Here is a 19,312-nt window from a genome sequence, read left to right on the forward strand (position 1 = left end):
AGGAAAGCGCCGGGGGGCGAGTTAATCGTGACAAGTCAGGGCGTCGTACCGTCTCAAAAGCATGTCCGTCATGCGAATGGCCGAGGGAAGGCGACCCCTGCGGTCGTAGGGTTGATCCTGGGAAGGCCTGCGGGAAGGCCGCTCCCGAACAGCCGCCTCGAGGGAGGTCCAGTTCAGTGACCAGTCAGGTCAGCAGCGCAGCGGAGCAGGCCGACGAAGCCGTCGTAGGAGAGCAGCGCAAAGAGGCCGGCGCGAAGGACGTCCGCCGCCTCGACCGGGTGATCATTCGTTTCGCGGGCGATTCCGGTGACGGGATGCAGCTCACCGGGGACCGTTTCACCTCGGAGACCGCGTCCTTCGGCAACGACCTGTCCACGCTTCCCAACTTCCCCGCCGAGATCCGGGCTCCTGCCGGAACCCTGCCGGGTGTCTCTTCCTTCCAGCTGCACTTCGCCGACCACGACATCCTCACGCCGGGTGACGCGCCCAACGTGCTGGTGGCCATGAACCCCGCCGCCCTCAAAGCCAACATCGCCGACCTGCCGCGCGGTGCGGAGATCATCGTCAACACGGACGAGTTCACCAAACGGGCGATGCAGAAAGTGGGGTACGCGGCCTCGCCGCTGGAGGATGGATCGCTCGACGGTTACAGCCTTCATCCGGTCCCCCTGACCACGCTGACCGTCGAGGCCCTCAAGGATTTCGACCTCAGTCGCAAAGAGGCCGAGCGCAGCAAGAACATGTTCGCGCTCGGCCTCTTGTCGTGGATGTACCACCGGCCCACCGAGGGCACGGAGAAGTTCCTGCGGACGAAGTTCGCGAGGAAGCCGGAGATCGCCGAGGCGAACCTGGCGGCCTTCCGGGCGGGCTGGAACTTCGGCGAGACCACCGAGGACTTCGCCGTCTCCTACGAGATCGCCCCGGCGACGAAGGCCTTCCCGGTCGGCACCTACCGCAACATCTCCGGGAACCTCGCGCTGTCCTACGGACTGGTCGCCGCGTCTCGACAGGCGGACCTGCCGTTGTTCCTGGGCTCGTACCCGATCACGCCGGCCTCGGACATCCTGCACGAGCTGAGCAAGCACAAGAACTTCGGGGTACGGACCTTCCAGGCCGAGGACGAGATCGCGGGCATCGGCGCGGCCCTGGGTGCGGCCTTCGGCGGCTCACTGGCGGTGACGACGACGTCCGGGCCGGGCGTGGCCCTGAAGTCGGAGACCATCGGTCTCGCGGTCTCCCTGGAACTGCCGCTCCTCGTCATCGACATCCAGAGAGGCGGCCCGTCCACCGGGCTGCCGACCAAGACCGAGCAGGCGGACCTGCTGCAGGCGATGTTCGGGCGCAACGGCGAGGCGCCGGTGCCGATCGTCGCCCCCTGCACCCCGGCCGACTGCTTCGACGCCGCTGTGGAGGCGGCCCGGATCGCGCTGACCTACCGCACGCCGGTGATGCTGCTCTCGGACGGCTACCTGGCCAACGGCTCCGAGCCCTGGCGCATCCCCGAGCTGGACGAACTCCCGGATCTGAGCGTGCAGTTCGCACAGGGCCCGAACCACACCCTGGACGACGGCACCGAGGTCTTCTGGCCCTACAAGCGCGATCCGCAGACCCTCGCCCGCCCCTGGGCCGTGCCCGGCACACCCGGTCTCGAACACCGCATCGGCGGGATCGAGAAGGAGGACGGGTCGGGCAACATCTCCTACGCCCCGGCCAACCACGACTTCATGGTCCGTATCCGCCAGGCCAAGATCGACGGGATCGACGTACCGGATCTGGACGTGGACGATCCGCACGAGGCGCGCACGCTGGTGCTGGGCTGGGGATCGACGTACGGACCGATCACCGCCGCCGTCCGCCGGCTGCGCACGGCCGGTGAGTCGATCGCGCAGGCCCATCTGCGCCACCTCAACCCCTTCCCGCGCAACCTGGGCGCGGTGCTGAAGGCGTACGACAGGGTCGTCATCCCGGAGATGAACCTCGGACAGCTCGCCACGCTCATCCGGGCGAAGTACCTGGTCGACGCGCACAGCTACAACCAGGTCAACGGCATGCCGTTCAAGGCCGAACAGCTCGCCACGGCTCTCAAGGAGGCCATCGATGGCTGAGACGTCCACGGAAGGCATGGGCACGATCGAGGCACTCACGCTCGTCCCCAAGGCCGAGGCCCGCCAGAGCATGAAGGACTTCAAGAGCGACCAGGAAGTCCGCTGGTGCCCCGGCTGCGGTGACTACGCGATCCTCGCCGCCGTCCAGGGCTTCATGCCGGAGCTCGGGCTGGCCAAGGAGAACATCGTCTTCGTCTCCGGCATCGGCTGCTCGTCGCGGTTCCCGTACTACATGAACACCTATGGCATGCACTCGATCCACGGACGGGCGCCGGCGATCGCGACGGGCCTGGCGTCCTCGCGCCGCGACCTGTCGGTGTGGGTGGTCACCGGCGACGGAGACGCGCTGTCCATCGGCGGCAACCACCTCATCCACGCCCTGCGCCGGAACGTGAACCTGAAGATCCTGCTCTTCAACAACCGGATCTACGGCCTGACGAAGGGCCAGTACTCCCCCACCTCCGAGGTCGGCAAGATCACGAAGTCGACACCGATGGGCTCGCTGGACGCCCCCTTCAACCCCGTGTCCCTCGCCATCGGGGCCGAGGCGTCCTTCGTGGCGCGGACGGTGGACTCGGACCGCAAGCACCTGACGCAGGTGCTGCGGGAGGCGGCCGCCCATCCGGGTACCGCGCTGATCGAGATCTACCAGAACTGCAACATCTTCAACGACGGCGCCTTCGAGGCCCTCAAGGACAAGCAACAGGCCGAGGAGGCGGTGATCCGCCTGGAACACGGGAAGCCGATCCGCTTCGGCGCCGACCTGTCCAAGGGCGTGGTGCGGGATGCGGCGACGGGTGACCTGAAGGTGGTCACGGTGACGCCGTCGAACGAGGCGCAGATCCTCGTCCATGACGCGCATTCCGCTTCCCCGACGACGGCCTTCGCCCTGTCCCGCCTGGCCGACCCGGACACGCTCCACCACACACCGATCGGGGTCTTCCGGTCGGTGGACCGGCCGGTGTACGACACGCAGATGGCGGACCAGCTCGATGCGGCGATCGAGCAGAACGGCAAGGGGGATCTGGGGGCGTTGCTGGCGGGGGGCGACACCTGGACCGTGGTGGGCTGAGCTGCCGTACGTGATCGGTGGGGCCCGGAGGCGCTGACGCGTGGGCCCCACCGCGACGGGAGCTTCGTACAACTGGGCTAATCCGCTCGAAACCAAGGTGCTCTTTCGGCAAAAGGGCAGCGGTGTTCGTGATCTTGTGGGAACCTGTGCGAACTTGGCCCGACCATTGGTTGCCGGAAGCATCATCCGGCCTAGAGAAGGCTCCGGAGTGCCCCGCAACTTTCCCGCTCTCAGCGTTGTCCGCCGCATCGGAGACCCCCCCAAGGCTCGGGGCAGTCAGACTGCGGAGACCTGTCCGGATGTGTTCGAATTGAGCGACGGTAGCTTCGCGGTCATCGGAACGGAAGCCACCGCGGACCTGGACCGTCTCATCCCCCCCCATATGACCCGGGCCGACCACGAGCGGATCGTGGTGATCGATCGCGAGACGATCATGCGAGCCAAGCGCGACATCCCTGACGCCTGAGGCGCTGTGCCCACCGGGCCTTCACGACATGGGTTCGCTGGATGGTGACGGCCCCACGATCCACCACTCGTCAGGGTCCTCGGCGAGTTCCTCCAGCATGATGTCGACGGCGGCCCCGACTTGCGCCTCCAATGAATCCCCGGGCAGGCTTCTGCGGTGCTCGACCGTACGATCCCAGTACTCGGCGAAGCGGGCGTTGCGGCACAGGACACGCAGATGGCCGAGCAGTTCGTCCCAGTCGCAGGCCCCGACGCGGTGCGACAGCAAGAGATTGCCGTACTGCCTGTTGGCGAAGATCATCTGACGGCGCCTGGCTTCGGAGAGTCCCGACAGCGTGCTCGCGGCCTCGGCCATGGACGGGTCGTCGACCATGCGGTCCATCTGTTCCAGGGTGAGCCGGTACTGCTGGATCAGATTCGCCCGATGGATCTCCTCCGTCATCAGCCGGAGCTGGCCGAGTAACTCCAGCAGGATGTCCTCCTGGCGTCGGCGGCGCGAGCCCCGGGTGAAGAAGGCTCGCATCAGGTCGCGCCCCGAAGCGACAGCAGAACCGATCCTGCTGTGGCGGACGGCCGGAGTCTGTGTGGCCATGTCAAGGCATCCCCCTGGATCCGGTGTCCGTGCGCCGAGAAGTGGCATGGCGGGTCGGTGCACGGTGGGCGTGGGCACTCCGCATCCAGCGTGCCCGTCGACTCAAGTCGGCGCGGGAGGCGGAGAGGGGGCGCATGGGTGGACGGGCCTCGCATGTCGACCAACGCCCTGATTCATGTGTGCCCCCTGGCGCCGTGTACATGCCTTCAGCAGGCCCGAGTCGGGCGTATCACCCCTGCTCAGAGCCCCTCTTCCGCGCGTCGTACACCTCCCGCGCCTCCTGCACCGCAGCCATCCTCTTCGCGGTCCACTCCGCCAGCCCGCGCACCTGTTCCGCCGCCTCGCGGCCGAGGTCGGTCAGCGAATAGTCGACCCTCGGTGGGATCACCGGCTTGGCGTCCCGGTGGACCAGGCCGTCCCGTTCCAGGGTCTGGAGGGTCTGCGTCAGCATCTTCTCGCTGACGTCACGGCCGAAGCCGCCGATCGCCCGGCGGAGTTCGCTGAAGCGGTGCGGGCGGTCGAGAAGCTGGATCAGGACCAGGACACCCCACCGGCTCGTCACGTGTTCCAGGACGAGGCGGTGCGGGCACATCGCTTCGCCCGACACCTCGGGGGCGTTCACCTCAGTACTTACTGCCATGCCAGTACCTTACTTCAAAGTGGGTACTTTCTTTGAGTTAGCGCTTCACCTATGGTTAGTGCCACCGCACCCCACAAGGAGATCGCACATCATGAGCATCGTCGTCACCGGAGCCACCGGACACCTCGGCCGCCACGTCGTCGAGCAGCTGCTCGAGAAGGTCCCGGCCGAGCAGATCACCGCCGTCGTCCGCACCCCGGAGAAGGCCGCCGGCTTCGCCGCCAAGGGCGTGAAGATAGCGGTCGCCGACTACAACAGCCCCGAGACCTTCGGCAAGGTCTTCGCGGCCGGCGACAAGGTGCTGCTGATCTCCGGCAACGAGTTCGACAAGGGCCGCCCCGCCCAGCACCAGGTGGTCATCGACGCCGCCAAGGCCGCGAACGTGGCGCTCCTCGCGTACACCAGCGCCCCGGGCAGCCTCACGGCCGCGCTCGCGGACGACCACCGCGCCACCGAGGAGGCCCTCCTCGCCTCCGGCGTGACCTACTCGCTGCTGCGCAACGGCTGGTACAACGAGAACTACACCGAGAACCTCGCCCCCGCCCTGGAGCACGGCGCCGTGGTGCAGGCCGCCGGTGACGGTCGCGTCTCCTCCGCCTCGCGCGCCGACTACGCGGCCGCCGCCGTGGCCGTGCTGACCGGCGAGGGGCACGAGAACACGACGTACGAGCTGGGCGGCGACGAGCCCTGGGGCTTCGCCGAGTACGCGGCCGAGCTCAGCAAGCAGACCGGCAAGGAGATCGCCTACAACGCGGTCTCCGCCGAGGCCTACGCCGGGATCCTGACGGGCGTCGGACTGCCGGCGCCGCTCGCCGCGATCCTCGCCGGTGTCGACGCCTCCATCGAGAAGGGCGAGCTGGTCGTCACCTCCGGTGACCTGTCCCGGCTGACCGGCCGCCCGGCCACCCCGATCGCCGAGTCGATCGCGGTCGCGCTCAAGGGCTGACACTCCCCAGCAGGCCACTGGGACCAGCACCCCCGGCTGTCATGACCGTATAGCGATACGGGCATGACAGCCGGGGGTGCTCGGCGTTACCTTCTTGCAGGCGAGGACGGTGCGAGGAGGAGAGTCCGTGAAGTCGAGGGGCGAGCGGCACATAGGTCTGCTGAACGGCTTCGCCGCGTATGGGATGTGGGGCCTCGTCCCCCTCTTCTGGCCGCTGCTCAAGCCCGCCGGGGCCGCGGAGATCCTCGCCCACCGGATGGTGTGGTCGCTCGTCTTCGTCGCCGTCGCGCTGGTCTTCGTACGGCGCTGGGCCTGGGCCGGTGAGCTGCTGCGGCAGCCCCGCAGGCTGGCGCTGATCACCGTGGCCGCCGCCGTCATCACCGTGAACTGGGGCGTCTACATCTGGGCCGTCAACAGCGGCCACGTGGTCGAGGCCTCGCTCGGGTACTTCATCAATCCGCTGGTCACCATCGCGATGGGGGTGCTGCTGCTCAAGGAGCGGCTGCGGCCCGTGCAGTGGACGGCGGTCGGGGTGGGCGCCGCCGCCGTGCTCGTCCTCACCGTCGGATACGGCCGGCCCCCGTGGATCTCCCTCACCCTCGCCTTCTCCTTCGCCACCTACGGCCTGGTCAAGAAGAAGGTGAACCTCGGCGGCGTGGAGTCGCTGGCCGCCGAGACCGCGATCCAGTTCCTGCCAGCGCTCGGCTATCTGCTGTGGCTGAGCTCGCACGGCGACCTGAGCTTCGCCTCCGAGGGGCCGGGGCACGCGGCGCTGCTCGCCTCGACCGGCATCGTCACCGCGCTCCCCCTGGTCTGCTTCGGCGCGGCGGCGATCCGCGTGCCGCTGTCCACGCTGGGACTGCTCCAGTACCTGGCCCCGGTCTTCCAGTTCCTGCTCGGCATCTTCTACTTCGGCGAGGCCATGCCACCCGAGCGCTGGGCCGGGTTCGCGCTGGTCTGGCTGGCGTTGACGCTGCTCACCTGGGACGCCCTGCGCACCGCGCGGACGCTCAGGAGGGAGATCACGAGGCCCAGCACCACCATGGCCACGGGCACCGTCAGCGCCGCACGGAAGGCGGAGAGCCTGGCCTCGGGTGCGGAGCCGCCGGCCTCGCCCAGCGCCAGGCCGTAGACCGCCGTCACCGCGGAGATCCCGATCGCCGAGCCGAACTGCGTCGCCGTGTGCAGCAGCCCGCCCGCCAGACCCTGCTCGGACTCGGCCACCCCGTCCGTCGCCGCGATCGTCAGCGGCCCGTACGCCAGCGCGAAGGCGGTGCCCGCGATGATCAGCGTCGGGAACATCGCCAGGTAGGGCCAGTCCATGCCGACCGGCAGGAAGAGGCCGTAGGCGAGCACCGCCAGCAGGAAGCCGCCGACGATCACACGTGCGTTGCCGAAGCGAGCGACCAGCCTCGGGGTGAGCGTGGGCGCGAGCACCGCGTCACAGCCCATGATCACCAGGGCGATCGCAGTCTGTACCGAGGACCAGCCGCGCAGTTCCTGGAGATAGAGCGTCACCACGAACTGGAAGCCGAAGAAGGCCCCGACGAACAGCAGCGCCCCGAGGTCCGCCCGTACGACCGGTCCCGTGCGCAGGATCCCGAGCCGGACCAGGGGGTTCGCCGCCCGGCGCTCCACGCCGACGAAGGCGGCCCCGAGCAGCAGCGCCCCGAGAGCGGACGCCGTCGTCGACCGCCACGCGTCCAGGCCGTGTTCCAGGCGTACGACGGTGTAGGCGGCCAGCAGCATGGCGCCCGCGGCGGTCAGGGCGCCGAGCAGGTCGAAGCCGTGCCCGGTCGGCGGCGGGACGGGCCGGCGCGGGATCAGCCGGAAGGCCGCGAGGAGCAGGGCGCCGGCCATCAGCACCGGTGCGAAGAACACCCAGCGCCAGCCGAGCGCGGTGAGCAGGCCGCCGATCACCAGGCCGAGGGAGAAACCGCCGGCTCCGGTGCCGGCGAAGACCAGCAGGGCCTTGTTGCGCCGCGGGCCCTCCTCGTACGAGGTGGTGATCAGGGACAGCGCGGCCGGGGTCATGAACGCGGAGGAGACGCCGGTGACGAAGCGGGCGACCACCAGCATCCAGCCCTCGGTCGCGAAGCCGCCGAGGCCCGAGAAGACGAGGAAGACCGCCAGCCAGAGCAGGAACATCCGGCGGCGGCCGAGCAGGTCGGCCGCGCGCCCGCCGAGGAGGGTGAAGCCTGCGTAGCCGAGCACGTAGGCGCTCATCACCCAGGCCGCGGTGTCGGTCGCGAGGCCCAGATCGGACCGGATCGACGGGATCGCCACGGCCATCATCGCGATGTCGGCGCCCTCCAGGAAGATCGTTCCGCACAGGACGAGCAGCAGCGCCCAGGCGCGTGCGCCCATGACAACACTCCATAGGTAGAGGGGAGTTACTCGAATGAGGGTCAGTTCCCTCTTGTAACCACCCCCAGCCTCCGGCAGCATCGACGGACATGGAAGAAGGCACTTCGAAGTCACCGAGTAACTGCGCGGGTACCGACCACGGCGACGCCGACCCCTTCCAATGGGACACCCGCGAGGACTGCCAGGTACGGCAGATCCTCGACCGGGTCGCCGACAAGTGGTCCCTTCTTGTCATCGCCCTGCTGGAGAACCGGCGGCTGCGCTTCACCGAGCTGCGCCGGGAGATCGACGGGGTCAGTCAGCGGATGCTGACGGTGACGCTGCGCTCGCTGGAGCGGGACGGGCTGGTGAAGCGGACGGTCCATCCGGTCGTTCCGCCCCGGGTGGAGTACGAGCTGACCCCGCTCGGCGGCACCCTGCACGCGACGATCCGCTCGCTGGTGACCTGGACCGAGGCGCACCAGGAGGAGATCGCGGTGGCCCGGGAGGACTACGACCGGCGAGCGGCGCAAGCCGTTTAGGACAGTCCGGGACCTGATTCGCGGCTATAAGTGGCTCCATGACGCAGACCACACCCGCACCCCTGCACTGGAAACTGGTCGTCGACGCCGGCCACCCGCACGCCCAGGCCGACTTCTGGGCTGCCGCTCTGCACTACGTGGCCGAGGACAACGACGCGCTCATCCAGCGGCTGCTGGAGCTCGGCGCGCTGCCGCGCGAGGCCACCGTCGAGTACCACGCGCGCCTCGCCTTCCGGGACCTGATCGCCGTACGGCATCCCGACGATCCGTACGACAAGGACAGCGGCACGGGGCTCGGCCGGCGGCTGCTGTTCCAGCGGGTGCCGGAGGCGAAGACCGTCAAGAACCGGCTCCATCTCGACGTGCACGCCGGCGACGGGCAGCGGGCGGCCGAGGTCGAGAGGCTGACGGGGCTCGGGGCGAGCGTGCTGCGGGAGGTGAAGGAGCAGGGCGGCGAATGGGTGGTGATGGCGGATCCGGAGGGGAACGAGTTCTGCGTGCAGTGAGCCCGTGCGAGCGATGGGGTCCGTTATGCGAACGGGCGTGACCGGATTCCGCCCTTGACGGTGAGTCAACCTCAGCTTCACCATCCAGGCACCCATTCGCTGTGGAATCCCTGTGACTTCAGGGATTCCCACGGAATTCGGAGCCCCCCACATGAAGCTCTCGGTTCCCGGACGCGTCACGGCCACCGCCGTCGTCGCCACCGTCTCCCTCCTGGCCGGCGGATCCATAGCCGGCGCGGCCCCCGCGGGACAGCCCGCGGTGGCCGCGGCCCCGGACATCCCGGTGGCCAACGTGAAGGCGCATCTGACCCAGCTGCAGTCCATCGCCACCGCGAACGGCGGCAACCGCGCGCACGGCCGCGCCGGTTACAAGGCCTCGCTCGACTATGTGAAGGCCAAGCTGGACGCCGCCGGATTCACCACGACGATCCAGCAGTTCACCTCGTCCGGCCGCACCGGCTACAACCTGATCGCCGACTGGCCGGGCGGCGACACCAACCAGGTCGTCATGTCCGGCTCGCACCTCGACAGCGTGACCGCGGGCGCGGGAATCAACGACAACGGGTCCGGTTCGGCGGCCGTACTGGAGACCGCGCTCGCCGTGTCCCGGGCCGGCTACCAGCCCACCAAGCATCTGAGATTCGCCTGGTGGGGCGCGGAGGAGCTGGGCATGGTCGGCTCCCGCTTCTACGTCAACAGCCTCTCCACCGCCAACCGTTCACGGATCAGCGGGTACCTCAACTTCGACATGATCGGCTCGCCGAACCCCGGGTACTTCGTCTACGACGACGACCCGGCCATCGAGAAGACCTTCAAGGCGTACTACGCCGGCCTCGGCGTGGCGACCGAGATCGAGACCGAGGGCGACGGCCGCTCCGACCACGCGCCCTTCAAGAACGCGGGCGTGCCGGTGGGCGGGCTGTTCAGCGGGGCGGACTACGTCAAGACGGCGGCGCAGGCGGCCAAGTGGGGCGGTACCTCGGGGCTGGCCTTCGACCGCTGCTACCACTCGTCGTGCGACACCACGGCCAACATCAACGACACGGCCCTGGACCGCAACAGTGACGCGGTGGCGTACGCGGTGTGGGAGCTGTCGCAGTAATCGGCCTTCCCGGGCTACTGGTCCGCGTTCCGTGCACGTTCCGCGAGGCGGAGCATGCGGGCGCGGGCCGACTCCAGCTTGTCGGGGTCCTCGGCCGCCGGGCCTTCTCCGGCGGCCAGGTCCGTCCACAGGGTGAGCAGGTCGCGGCCGAGTTCCAGGCCCCGCAGCGGATCCCGTACGGCCTTCCAGGCGGTGGCCGCGCTCTGTACGTTGCCGTAGGCCGCCTCGGCGTCTCCGGCGCGGTGGTGGATGTCGGCCAGGTCGAGGGAGATCTCCGCGGCGCGGACCGGCTCGCCGCCCAAGTAGGCGATGTAGGCGGCGAGTTCACGCACCCGCAGCACATCGGGATGCTCGGCGCCCAAGGTCTCGGACGCCTCGCCGACCACCCGTTCGGCCAACTCGGCGGCAACGTCCGTCCGCCCCTCCCGCACCGCCTCACTGATCCGCCCGACGGGTTCCGCGAGAACGGCGCCGTCCTCCACCACCAGCCCCTCCCCCAGCACGGCCTCGGCCACGGCGTCGAACCCTCGCACGGGGGTCGGCTTGGGACCGGGGTCGTCCAGGAGGGGGACGGGATCGATGAGCGGGGCGGCGGGACGAGAGGCGGGCGAGGCCGACGGGAGCGGCTGCGGCACAGCGGCGAAACCGGCCGAGGGCAGGGGCTTGGGCTCGATCGCGGGCGCCGAGTCGCTTGGCGGGTGGGGGGCGGGGACGGCGTCCGAGGGTGGCGGTACAGGAGTCGGGACGGCGTCCGACGGCGGCGCGGCCGGTGTCTGAGCGGGGCCGGGGTGCGGCAGGGGCCTGGGTGCGTAGGCGGGGTCGGTAAGTGGCAGCGGGGCCGGGGGCGCGGCCGGGCTCGCGTTCATGACGGGGGGCGGGCCGAACTCGCCCCTCGGGGGTGCGACCGTCCCGGGGGGCTGAGCCGGAGCCGGGTCGCTGCGCCGAGGGTGCGGCAGCTGTCGCAGTACCTGGGTCGGGGACGGTTCGGCGTCCGCCGGCTGCGGCTCGGGCAGGTTCCGCAGCCGGAACGTGGGAGCCGGGTCCCCCGTGGCCTCGTCGAGTGACCGCGGGAGCTGCGGGGGCTCCTCGTGCGGGGCGGCGCCTGCGGACGGCCAGGGCGTCTCCGCGGGCTCCTCGCCCGCGCCGAACGGCGGCTCCTCCTGCGGAGCCATCCGTACCGGCTCCGCGGTGAAGCGGCTGGAGCCGTCCGTCGTGACTTCCAGCGGGACCACGTACCCGATGCGGGCGTCGTGGATCGTGGCGTGGACGGGCCGGCCGCCGGTGAGGGCGAGCTGGTGGAGATGGGTCAGGACGGTCTGGTGGAGTTCCTCGCCGGGCGGGGCGGTGACCGGTGTTCCGGCCACCGTCGCGGACTCACCCGTCAGGGGGACGCGGACGTCGATCGGGGTCGCCCCCCGCTGCTGGTCCCGCTTCTTTTCGCGGCTGAGTCGAGACATCTCATCCCTCACGGTCGTGCACGTACTGTCGAGTCTCGCCGCTCGCCCCCGGTTCTCACGTCACCGTGATGTCACAGGCCTGTCCCAGGGGGTGGAGGGCGAGTGGGATGACGGGGTCGGGGCGCGGGCATGCGGACCGACGTGCGGCGAGAGGTGGAGAGTGTGCAGCAGGGGCCGGAGATCTGGATCCGCGGGCCGGTGGCCCCGCACGGGAGGCGGTTCGCGTGGGTCGGCACCCATGGCGGCGCCGGCGTCTCCACCCTGGCCGCCGTCTACGGCGGCCACGACAGCGGATGTGACTGGCCGGGCCCCGGTGCTCCGAGCTCCGTCCTGCTCGTCGCCCGTACGCACGCCGCGGGCCTGCTCGCCGCCCGCCGCAGCCTGGAGCTCTTCCGGCGCGGGGAGCACCCGCCCGGGCTCGACCTCGACGCCGTCGTCCTCGTCGCGGACGCCCCGGGCCGGCTCCCGCGCCCGCTCGCCCGGCAGGTCAAGGAGATCGAGTCCACGGTGGACGTGTACCGCGTGCCCTGGGTCCCCGCGTGGCGCCTCGGTGACCTGAGCGCCACCCCGCCCCGCGGAACCGAGGCGCTGGTCCGGCTCACCCGGGCCGCCGCCCCATGACGGTTGAGAACTCCGACCTGGCTTCCCTCTCCGCCCGGGACATCGCTTCCGCGGTACGTGCGCGCTCGCTGCGGGCCGTCGACGTCGTCGCCTCCGCCCTGGAGCGGATCCGGCGGGTGGATCCGGAGCTGTGCGCGTTCGCCGAGGTGTGGGAGGAGGAGGGGCTGCGGCGGGCACGCGAGGTCGACCGCCGTGTCGACGCGGGTGAGCGGCCGCCGCTCGCGGGGGTGCCGCTCGGGGTGAAGGGGCGGCACGGGCTGCGCGGCGCGGCACCGCTCCTCGCGGCCGGCTGCGCGCCCGTCGGCGCGACCTCCGTGCCCGGTCCCGGGACTCCCTGGCAGACCTGGGGACTCGGCGCCCACGGCCGTACCGTCAATCCCTGGCGCACCGACCGCACCCCGGGCGGCTCCTCCGCGGGTTCCGCTGCCGCGGTGGCCGCGGGACTCGTCCCGATGGCGACGGGGAGCGACGGGGCGGGGTCGGTACGGATCCCGGCGGCGTGGTGCGGGGTGATCGGCCTGAAGACCACGAACTCCGGCCACGGGGGCACCGACCTCACCGCCCCCGGCATCCTCGCCCGCCACGCCGCCGACGCGGCCGCCTACTGGCACGCGATCTCCGGAGAAAGTGACGGGGAGATGGACGGTGAAGGGGACGGGGACCGCACCGAACCCACCGTCACCCGTCCCTTCACCGCCGTCTGGTCCCCCGATCTCGGCTTCGCCGACCCCGACCCCGACATCGTCCGGATCACCCGCGCGGCGGCCGGGCGGGTGGCCGACGCCGGTGTCGTACGACCGGCCCGGCCCCGTACCCCCCTCCGCCTGCACGACCCCGCCCCCGCCTGGCTCGCCCTGCGCACCCCCGGCTCCGACCTGCGGGACGCCGACCGGATCCGGGCCGCCAACGACCATCGCCTCCGGGACCTCTTCGACCACACCGACCTGCTGCTGACGCCCACGACTCCCCATCCGCCACATGGCCACGAAGGCCCGGGCGAGCGCTACTCCACCGCCCTCACCTGGGCGTTCAACCTCAGCGGGCACCCGGCGCTCAGCCTCCCGGCCGGCCTCGGCCCCGACGGGTGCCCGGTCGGACTCCAGCTCGTGGCCCGGCACGGCGGCGAAGCGCTGCTGCTGGAGGTGGCGCGGGCGGCACAGGCGTACCTCTGAGGCTCGCCCCCTGGACAGGTAATTGCGCACGCATATAATGCATGTGCGAGTATTTACCGTACGCCGATCACCGTCGATCACCCGAGGGATCTCCATGACACGCCGTTTCCTGTTCGTGCTCGGCAGCAGCCGCAGCGACGGCAACACCGAACTGCTGGCCCGCCGGGCCGCCGAGCAACTGCCCCCCGATGTCGAACAGCAGTGGATCGACCTCACGGAGCATCCGTTGCCCGACTACGAGGACCTCCGCCACGACACCGACCACGTGCGTCCGACGATCGGCAACACGGCGATGCTGTTCGATGCGACGCTCGCGGCGACGGACATCGTGATCGCTTCACCCCTGTACTGGTACTCGGTCTCCGCCCAGGTCAAGCGCTACCTGGACCACTGGGCCGGCTGGCTGCGCACACCGGGCGTCGAGTTCAAGGCGACCATGGCGGGGCGCACGCTGTGGGGGGTCACCGCGCTGGCCCACGAGGAGGTCGAGGTCGCCGACCCGCTGGTCGGCACCCTCAACAACTCGGCCGCGTACATGGGCATGCGCTTCGGCGGGGTGCTGCTCGGCAACGGCAGCAAGCCGGGTGACGTGCTGAGGGACACCGATGCCCTCGGCCACGCGAAGACGTTCTTCGAGCAGGAGGCGCCGCTCGCGCGGTTCCCCTATGAGCAGCTCACGCCGTGATGTCCTTCGCCATGAACCTCGCCCACGCCGCCGAGCCGAACACCGCCGCGTACAGGGCCTGGAGGCCGAGGTTCTTCACCAGGTCGTCCCAGTAGACCGGTTCGCGCATGAGGTCGGCGAAGGACAGCCAGTAATGGGAGAAGAAGTACGGCTGCAGAGCGTGCAGCTGGGGGATCTGGTCGAGGATCTGGACCGTGATCAGCAGGCCGACCGTGGTGGCCATCGCTGCGATGCCGCTGTTGGTGAGCGTCGAGACGAACAGGCCCAGGGCCGCCACCCCGGTCAGTGAGGCGGCCACCACCAGGGCGATCAGCAGGGCTCTTCCCAGGCCCTCCGCGAAGGTGATCCGGGTGCCGGAGATCGTCGTCAGGTCGCCGAGCGGGAAGAGGAGGGCCCCTACCGCCAGCGCCGAGAGCGCGACCACGAGGGTGGCGACCAGGCAGAAGGCCATCACCGTCGTGTACTTGGTGAGGAGCAGACGGGTGCGGCCCGCCGGGGCGACCAGGAGATAGCGCAGGGTGCCGGCGTTGGCCTCGCCCGCGATCGCGTCCCCCGCGATGACGCCGATGGACATCGGGAGGAAGAAGGGGAGGGTCGCGGCGAGGGCGGTGAAGACCAGGAAGAGGCCGTTGTTCGTGATCTGCGAGATGAAGGCGGGTCCGCCACCACCGTCGGCCGAGCCGCCGTCACCGGTTTCGATCTTCACCGCGATGCCCACCAGGATCGGGACCGCCGCGAGTACGGCGAGGAGGGCGAGGGTTCGCCAGCGGCGGAAGGTGGTGAGCAGTTCGTTGCGGAAGAGGGTGGCTCGGAAGGTCGTACGGCGGCCGCGGGCCGGTTGTGGACCAAAAGCCCTTACCTCAGCCTGCGACATCGAAGCCCTCCCCCGTCAGTGCCACGAAGGCGTCCTCCAGTGAAGCTCGTTCGACACCGAAGCCCCGTACCCGCACCCCGGCCGTCACCAACGCGGCGTTGATGGCGGCCGGTTCGCCTTCCGGAGGGTCGGACGTCACCCGGTCCTCGGCGATGACCACATCACCGACCCCCTGCTCCTTCAGCACCCGCGCCGCGTCCGCCGTGTCCGGTGTCGTGACCACCAGCCTGCCCCTCGCCCCCGCCGCCAGGTCACTCACCGAACCCTGGGTGATCAGGCGGCCCTGGGCCATCACGGCCGCGTGGGTGCAGACCTGCTCGATCTCGTCGAGGAGGTGGGAGGAGAGGAAGACGGTGGTGCCGTCCGAGGCCAGCTCCCTCACCAGGGAACGGATCTCGCGCATGCCCTGCGGGTCCAGGCCGTTGGTCGGTTCGTCCAGGACCAGGAGTCTGCGGGGCTGGAGCAGGGCCGCCGCCAGGCCGAGGCGCTGTTTCATGCCCAGTGAGTACGCCTTCGCCTTCTTGCCGGCGGCGGCCGTCAGGCCCACCCGGTCCAGGGCCGCTCCCACGCGGGTGCCCCGGGTGCGGGGGTCGGCGGTGGGGTCCGCGGCGTCGTAGCGGATGAGGTTGTCGCGGCCGGAGAGGAAGCCGTAGAGGGCCGGGCCCTCGATGAGCGCGCCGACGTGCGGGAGGACGCTCCGGGAGGCGCGCGGCATGGGGTGGCCCAGGACGCGCGCCGAGCCGGAGGTCGGTGCGATGAGGCCCATCAGCATGCGGATGGTGGTGGTCTTGCCGGAGCCGTTCGGGCCGAGGAAGCCGAAGACGCTGCCCGCCGGGACGGTCAGGTCGAGACCGTCCACGGCGAGCTGTCCGCCGCGGTAGCGCTTGGTGAGGGCGTGGGTGTGGATGACGCCGTCGCCCGCGCCCTCGCCCGCCCCCTCCGGATCCGGCTCCGTGACGGACGGCTGATCCATCGGCTCCCTCGATTCGTCGTGCCGAGTCCTACTTCGCCGCGTCGGCCGCCTTCACCAGCGCGTCCTTGGTGACCGCGCCGACGTAGACCTTGCCGTCGTCCGTGATCAGGGCGTTGATCAGGCGGGTCTTGAAGACGGTGCCCTCGCCGAACTTGCCGGAGACCTTGTCGCCGAGCGAGTCCAGGAAGCCGCCGACGTCACCGCCGACCTCGGAGCCGGACGGGACGCCCTGGCCGCCGGTGTCGAAGGTGGCGATGGAGTCCCAGCCGTCCCCGATGACATTCAGGCCCTCGGGGCCGCCCTTGCCGAGCTCGTCGGCCGAACCCTTGCCGAAGTCCCCGGGGTGCTCGGAACGCTCGGAGCGCTCGGGCGCCTTCGCTGCGTCCCCCTCCTCGACCTTCGCACCCTTCGGCGGGGTGAAGTCGAAGGTCGAGGCGGCCGGCTTGGCGAAGCTGACCTGGGTGAAGCCCGCGTCCACGACGGCGGAACCGCCGCTCGCCGGCGTCAGCGTGAACTTCAGCGGCAGCCCGGTCTTCGAGTCCACGGCCACGGTGATCTGGCCGACCGTCGACCCTTCGTCCTTGGGCTTGATGACGAGCCGGTAGGCGTCCCGCCCCGCGACCTGCGCGGTGCCGTCCACCGTCACCGACGTGGTCTTGTCGGCGGCCTTGAGAGCCTCCTCGGCGAGGTCCTTGGGCGTGGCCGGGAGCTCTTCCTTCTGCTTCCCGTCGCTCTCGGAGGCCGTGGTGTGGAAGACCGAGTTGGACTTGCTGTCGTAGCCCCAGACGTCCTTGCCGTTGTGGATGAGGCTGTACTCGGCCGCGTTCTCCAGCAGCGAGACCTTCTGCCGGTCCTCGCCGTCCGCCGCGACGCGCAGCGTGTGCGTGCCGGAGGCGAGCTCGGTGAGCTTGGTGGAGGGGTCGGCGGACGAGCCGTCGCCCGAGCCGGAGGGCCCGGCGGCGGAGCCGAGCGAGCTCTCCAGGCCGCCGAGGTCCGGCAGCCCCAGATCCGTGGTGATCTTCACCGTGCCGGACAGCTGCTGTACGTCCGATGCGGCGATCTTCTCGATGAGTTCCTGTGCGCTGATCTTCGGCAGGTCGGGGTCGCCGGAGTCGGCGAGCGCCGGGACGAGCCCGATGGTCGCCGCGGCGATGCCCACCACCGTGGCCGGCACGACGTATCGCGCGGCCTTGCGGCGGCGCGCGGAGCGCAGCTCTTCGGCTTCCGCGGCGGTCGCGTTGTCGTCGGATTCGTACGGTGCCATGTGTGCCTTACCTCCGTCGTCGGCGGCGGCTGTCAACTCCCGTGCGTCCACCCTGTAGCCGCCATTCTCACCCGAATCGGTGAGGAGTGGTGTTTTCTGTGATGTCCATCTGACCAAATCGGCCATGAGCATGCGTCAGCCCTCGGGGCCAACTCCGTGTACACCTGGGGTATGACACGACATGCGGACGCCCCCTACTACCCGTAGGGGGCGTCGCTCTGCCGGAAGGTCAGCAGGCCCTAGCCCGCGCGATGCACCACCGCGTCGCACAGCTCCATCAGCGCCGCCTTCGCATCGCACTCCCGCAGCGGGGCCAGCGCCGCGCGCGCGTCCTCGGCGTAGCGCACGGTGTCCTTGCGGGCCTGCTCCAGCGCGGGGTGCGTACGCAGGGCGGCCAGCGCCTCCGCGTGCCGGGCGTCGTCGGTGAGGTCGGAGTCGAGCAGCTCGCACAGGGCGATGTCCTCGGCCAGACCGAGGCGGGCGGCCCGCTCACGCAGCCGCAGTACCGGCATCGTGGGGATGCCCTCGCGCAGGTCCGTGCCCGGAGTCTTGCCGGACTCGTGGGAGTCGGAGGCGATGTCCAGGACGTCGTCGGCGAGCTGGAACGCGACGCCGAGACGCTCGCCGTACTGGGTGAGGACGTCCACGACCGTCTCGTCGGCACCGGACATCATCGCCCCGAAGCGGCACGAGACCGCGACCAGCGAGCCCGTCTTGCCGCCGAGCACGTCGAGGTAGTGCTCGACCGGGTCCCGGCCGTCCTGCGGCCCGGCCGTCTCCAGGATCTGGCCGGTGACCAGGCGCTCGAACGCCTCCGACTGCACCCGGACCGCCTCGGGCCCGAGGTCGGCCAGGATGTGCGAGGCGCGGGCGAACAGGAAGTCGCCGGTCAGCACGGCCACCGAGTTGCCCCAGCGGGTGTTGGCGCTGTCGACGCCCCGTCGGACCTCGGCCTCGTCCATGACGTCGTCGTGGTACAGCGTCGCGAGGTGGGTCAGCTCCACCACCACGGCCGACGGCACCACGCCCGGCGTATAGGGGTCCCCGAACTGGGCAGCGAGCATCACGAGGAGCGGACGGAAGCGCTTTCCACCCGCGCGCACCAGATGCTGGGCGGCCTCGGTGATGAAGGGAACCTCGCTCTTGGTGGCTTCGAGCAATCCCTCCTCGACAGCCGCCATTCCGGCCTGGACATCGGCTTCCAGAGCCTGGTCCCGCACGCTCAGCCCGAACGGCCCGACGACGGTCACGAGGGGTCTCCTGTCTGCTGGTGTCCCACTGGCGGTTATACGGAATGTCGATAGGTCGCTGCCATCACTCAAGTCAGCGTATCCGGTCACCTTTGGATCACCGATAGCGCCCGCCCCGTCCATGCCAGGCGGTATCGGATCACGACCGGTATGTTTTTGATCACCTGAAAAGAACGGATATCTATCGACTTGTAGGGAAGTAGCCGCGTGTCCATGCAGGCCATCCTCGTCCTGTACTTCGCCGACACGCTCGCGCACAGCGGCCTGGGCATGTCGGCCGGAACCGCCGCGTCCGTCTCCGCGGCCTCCGGCACCCTCGTCCACCTGGTCTCCGTCGCGGGCGGGCGGCTCGCCGCCTGCGGTCACTACGCCACGGACGACCACCGCCGGGACGCGGGTTTCGCGCTGTGCTACCTGGCGATCGACATCGGCGCCTTCGCGGGCCCGCTGATCACCGGTCGGCTCGGCGACCACCAGGGCCGGCACCGGGGCTTCTCGGCGGCCGCGATCGGCATGACCTTCGGCCTGATCCAGTACGTCCGGGGCCGCCGCCACCTGACCGGCCGCAGGGAGGCCGCCGAGTTCGCCCTCGCGCCCGAGGCGATGAGGCGGGCGGTGCAGCTGATCGCCGCGGGGATCGCCGCCGCACCCTGGCTGCGCCGCACCCTGCACCCGGTGCACTGAAACCGACGGGACCCCA

18 protein-coding genes and 2 pseudogenes are annotated in these 19,312 nt (G+C 70.3%); 12 read left to right on the forward strand and 8 right to left on the reverse strand.

Annotated elements, in window-relative coordinates; all coding sequences use genetic code 11:
• Positions 1-176 precede the first annotated feature (176 nt).
• The 3 genes from RNB18_RS36050 to RNB18_RS36060 all read left to right on the forward strand — a co-directional run bounded on the left by RNB18_RS36050 (position 177) and on the right by RNB18_RS36060 (position 3,643).
• Entirely contained in the window at positions 177-2,105 is a 1,929-nt protein-coding gene (locus RNB18_RS36050) for a 2-oxoacid:acceptor oxidoreductase subunit alpha (protein ID WP_311718287.1), read from the forward strand.
• Positions 2,098-3,177 (forward strand): 2-oxoacid:ferredoxin oxidoreductase subunit beta, encoded by a 1,080-nt coding sequence (locus RNB18_RS36055; RefSeq protein WP_311718288.1) that lies wholly within the window; start codon positions 2,098-2,100, stop codon positions 3,175-3,177. The genes RNB18_RS36050 and RNB18_RS36055 overlap by 8 nt, the downstream gene beginning before the upstream one ends.
• Positions 3,178-3,385: 208 nt before the next feature.
• A complete protein-coding gene (locus RNB18_RS36060; RefSeq protein WP_311718478.1) occupies positions 3,386-3,643 on the forward strand; it encodes a hypothetical protein in 258 nt (85 codons plus the stop codon).
• A 21-nt stretch (positions 3,644-3,664) separates the two neighbouring features.
• On the opposite strand, the gene RNB18_RS36065 is transcribed toward RNB18_RS36060, so the two are convergent.
• Together RNB18_RS36065 and RNB18_RS36070 are read right to left on the reverse strand one after the other, a co-directional pair.
• A complete protein-coding gene (locus RNB18_RS36065; protein WP_311718289.1) occupies positions 3,665-4,234 on the reverse strand; it encodes a DUF6082 family protein in 570 nt (189 codons plus the stop codon).
• A gap of 229 nt (positions 4,235-4,463) precedes the next feature.
• Positions 4,464-4,874, reverse strand: coding sequence for a winged helix-turn-helix transcriptional regulator (locus tag RNB18_RS36070; protein WP_311718290.1), 411 nt, complete (start codon positions 4,872-4,874; stop codon positions 4,464-4,466).
• 91 nt (positions 4,875-4,965) lie between these two features.
• Here RNB18_RS36070 and RNB18_RS36075 point away from each other — a divergent pair, with 91 nt between their 5' ends.
• Positions 4,966-5,820: an SDR family oxidoreductase gene (locus tag RNB18_RS36075; protein WP_311718291.1), complete on the forward strand. Its 855-nt coding sequence runs from the start codon at positions 4,966-4,968 to the stop codon at positions 5,818-5,820.
• A 184-nt stretch (positions 5,821-6,004) separates the two neighbouring features.
• Positions 6,005-6,670, forward strand: a pseudogene (rarD, locus tag RNB18_RS36080) (EamA family transporter RarD); the annotation flags it as partial.
• A gap of 56 nt (positions 6,671-6,726) precedes the next feature.
• Here the strand turns inward: rarD and RNB18_RS36085 are convergent.
• Positions 6,727-8,187 (reverse strand): MFS transporter, encoded by a 1,461-nt coding sequence (locus tag RNB18_RS36085; protein WP_311718292.1) that lies wholly within the window; start codon positions 8,185-8,187, stop codon positions 6,727-6,729.
• A gap of 89 nt (positions 8,188-8,276) precedes the next feature.
• Here RNB18_RS36085 and RNB18_RS36090 point away from each other — a divergent pair, with 89 nt between their 5' ends.
• The 3 genes from RNB18_RS36090 (at position 8,277) to RNB18_RS36100 (ending at position 10,316) form a co-directional block, all read left to right on the forward strand.
• On the forward strand, positions 8,277-8,708 hold the full coding sequence (locus RNB18_RS36090) for a winged helix-turn-helix transcriptional regulator (protein ID WP_266515022.1): 432 nt from the start codon (positions 8,277-8,279) through the stop codon (positions 8,706-8,708).
• Positions 8,709-8,746: 38 nt separating this feature from the next.
• The gene (locus RNB18_RS36095; RefSeq protein ID WP_311718293.1) at positions 8,747-9,214 is read left to right on the forward strand and encodes a VOC family protein; all 468 of its coding nucleotides are present in this window, start codon (positions 8,747-8,749) and stop codon (positions 9,212-9,214) included.
• 151 nt (positions 9,215-9,365) lie between these two features.
• Entirely contained in the window at positions 9,366-10,316 is a 951-nt protein-coding gene (locus RNB18_RS36100) for a M28 family metallopeptidase (RefSeq protein WP_311718294.1), read from the forward strand.
• A gap of 14 nt (positions 10,317-10,330) precedes the next feature.
• Here the strand turns inward: RNB18_RS36100 and RNB18_RS36105 are convergent, their stop codons facing one another.
• Positions 10,331-11,773: a hypothetical protein gene (locus RNB18_RS36105; RefSeq protein WP_311718295.1), complete on the reverse strand. Its 1,443-nt coding sequence runs from the start codon at positions 11,771-11,773 to the stop codon at positions 10,331-10,333.
• Between the two features lie 129 nt (positions 11,774-11,902).
• On the opposite strand from RNB18_RS36105, the gene RNB18_RS36110 reads away from it, so the two are divergent.
• The 3 genes from RNB18_RS36110 (at position 11,903) to RNB18_RS36120 (ending at position 14,251) form a co-directional block, all read left to right on the forward strand.
• Positions 11,903-12,394, forward strand: coding sequence for a DUF6668 family protein (locus RNB18_RS36110; RefSeq protein ID WP_311718296.1), 492 nt, complete (start codon positions 11,903-11,905; stop codon positions 12,392-12,394).
• Positions 12,391-13,566, forward strand: coding sequence for an amidase (locus tag RNB18_RS36115; RefSeq protein ID WP_311718297.1), 1,176 nt, complete (start codon positions 12,391-12,393; stop codon positions 13,564-13,566). Before RNB18_RS36110 ends, RNB18_RS36115 begins: the two co-directional genes overlap by 4 nt.
• 94 nt (positions 13,567-13,660) lie before the next feature.
• Positions 13,661-14,251 (forward strand): flavodoxin family protein, encoded by a 591-nt coding sequence (locus tag RNB18_RS36120; RefSeq protein ID WP_311718298.1) that lies wholly within the window; start codon positions 13,661-13,663, stop codon positions 14,249-14,251.
• Here RNB18_RS36120 and RNB18_RS36125 read toward each other — a convergent pair.
• From RNB18_RS36125 to RNB18_RS36140, 4 genes are all read right to left on the reverse strand, one after another.
• The gene (locus tag RNB18_RS36125; RefSeq protein WP_311718299.1) at positions 14,241-15,125 is read right to left on the reverse strand and encodes an ABC transporter permease; all 885 of its coding nucleotides are present in this window, start codon (positions 15,123-15,125) and stop codon (positions 14,241-14,243) included. The two genes, RNB18_RS36120 and RNB18_RS36125, sit on opposite strands and share 11 nt — an antisense overlap.
• A complete protein-coding gene (locus tag RNB18_RS36130; RefSeq protein WP_311718300.1) occupies positions 15,112-16,098 on the reverse strand; it encodes an ABC transporter ATP-binding protein in 987 nt (328 codons plus the stop codon). The genes RNB18_RS36125 and RNB18_RS36130 overlap by 14 nt, the downstream gene beginning before the upstream one ends.
• 28 nt (positions 16,099-16,126) lie before the next feature.
• Positions 16,127-17,362, reverse strand: a complete 1,236-nt coding sequence (locus RNB18_RS36135) for a LolA family protein (RefSeq protein ID WP_311718301.1) — start codon at positions 17,360-17,362, stop codon at positions 16,127-16,129.
• Between the two features lie 239 nt (positions 17,363-17,601).
• A complete protein-coding gene (locus RNB18_RS36140; protein WP_311718303.1) occupies positions 17,602-18,612 on the reverse strand; it encodes a polyprenyl synthetase family protein in 1,011 nt (336 codons plus the stop codon).
• 201 nt (positions 18,613-18,813) lie between these two features.
• Here RNB18_RS36140 and RNB18_RS36145 point away from each other — a divergent pair.
• A pseudogene (locus RNB18_RS36145) lies at positions 18,814-19,269 on the forward strand (POT-type proton-dependent oligopeptide transporter); the annotation flags it as partial.
• Positions 19,270-19,312 lie beyond the last annotated feature (43 nt).

Origin of the sequence: Streptomyces doebereineriae, assembly GCF_031845645.1 — a bacterium.
Classification (GTDB): domain Bacteria; phylum Actinomycetota; class Actinomycetes; order Streptomycetales; family Streptomycetaceae; genus Streptomyces; species Streptomyces canus.

What these genes read in the sequence shown, in the direction of transcription:
- RNB18_RS36055 (WP_311718288.1), top strand. Translation starts at nt 2,098, where the DNA reads ATGGCTGAGACGTCCACGGAAGGCATGGGCACGATCGAGGCACTCACG.
- RNB18_RS36065 (WP_311718289.1), bottom strand. Translation starts at nt 4,234, where the DNA reads ATGGCCACACAGACTCCGGCCGTCCGCCACAGCAGGATCGGTTCTGCT.
- RNB18_RS36070 (WP_311718290.1), bottom strand. Translation starts at nt 4,874, where the DNA reads ATGGCAGTAAGTACTGAGGTGAACGCCCCCGAGGTGTCGGGCGAAGCG.
- RNB18_RS36075 (WP_311718291.1), top strand. Translation starts at nt 4,966, where the DNA reads ATGAGCATCGTCGTCACCGGAGCCACCGGACACCTCGGCCGCCACGTC.
- RNB18_RS36085 (WP_311718292.1), bottom strand. Translation starts at nt 8,187, where the DNA reads ATGGGCGCACGCGCCTGGGCGCTGCTGCTCGTCCTGTGCGGAACGATC.
- RNB18_RS36090 (WP_266515022.1), top strand. Translation starts at nt 8,277, where the DNA reads ATGGAAGAAGGCACTTCGAAGTCACCGAGTAACTGCGCGGGTACCGAC.
- RNB18_RS36095 (WP_311718293.1), top strand. Translation starts at nt 8,747, where the DNA reads ATGACGCAGACCACACCCGCACCCCTGCACTGGAAACTGGTCGTCGAC.
- RNB18_RS36100 (WP_311718294.1), top strand. Translation starts at nt 9,366, where the DNA reads ATGAAGCTCTCGGTTCCCGGACGCGTCACGGCCACCGCCGTCGTCGCC.
- RNB18_RS36105 (WP_311718295.1), bottom strand. Translation starts at nt 11,773, where the DNA reads ATGTCTCGACTCAGCCGCGAAAAGAAGCGGGACCAGCAGCGGGGGGCG.
- RNB18_RS36110 (WP_311718296.1), top strand. Translation starts at nt 11,903, where the DNA reads ATGCGGACCGACGTGCGGCGAGAGGTGGAGAGTGTGCAGCAGGGGCCG.
- RNB18_RS36115 (WP_311718297.1), top strand. Translation starts at nt 12,391, where the DNA reads ATGACGGTTGAGAACTCCGACCTGGCTTCCCTCTCCGCCCGGGACATC.
- RNB18_RS36120 (WP_311718298.1), top strand. Translation starts at nt 13,661, where the DNA reads ATGACACGCCGTTTCCTGTTCGTGCTCGGCAGCAGCCGCAGCGACGGC.
- RNB18_RS36125 (WP_311718299.1), bottom strand. Translation starts at nt 15,125, where the DNA reads ATGTCGCAGGCTGAGGTAAGGGCTTTTGGTCCACAACCGGCCCGCGGC.
- RNB18_RS36130 (WP_311718300.1), bottom strand. Translation starts at nt 16,098, where the DNA reads ATGGATCAGCCGTCCGTCACGGAGCCGGATCCGGAGGGGGCGGGCGAG.
- RNB18_RS36135 (WP_311718301.1), bottom strand. Translation starts at nt 17,362, where the DNA reads ATGGCACCGTACGAATCCGACGACAACGCGACCGCCGCGGAAGCCGAA.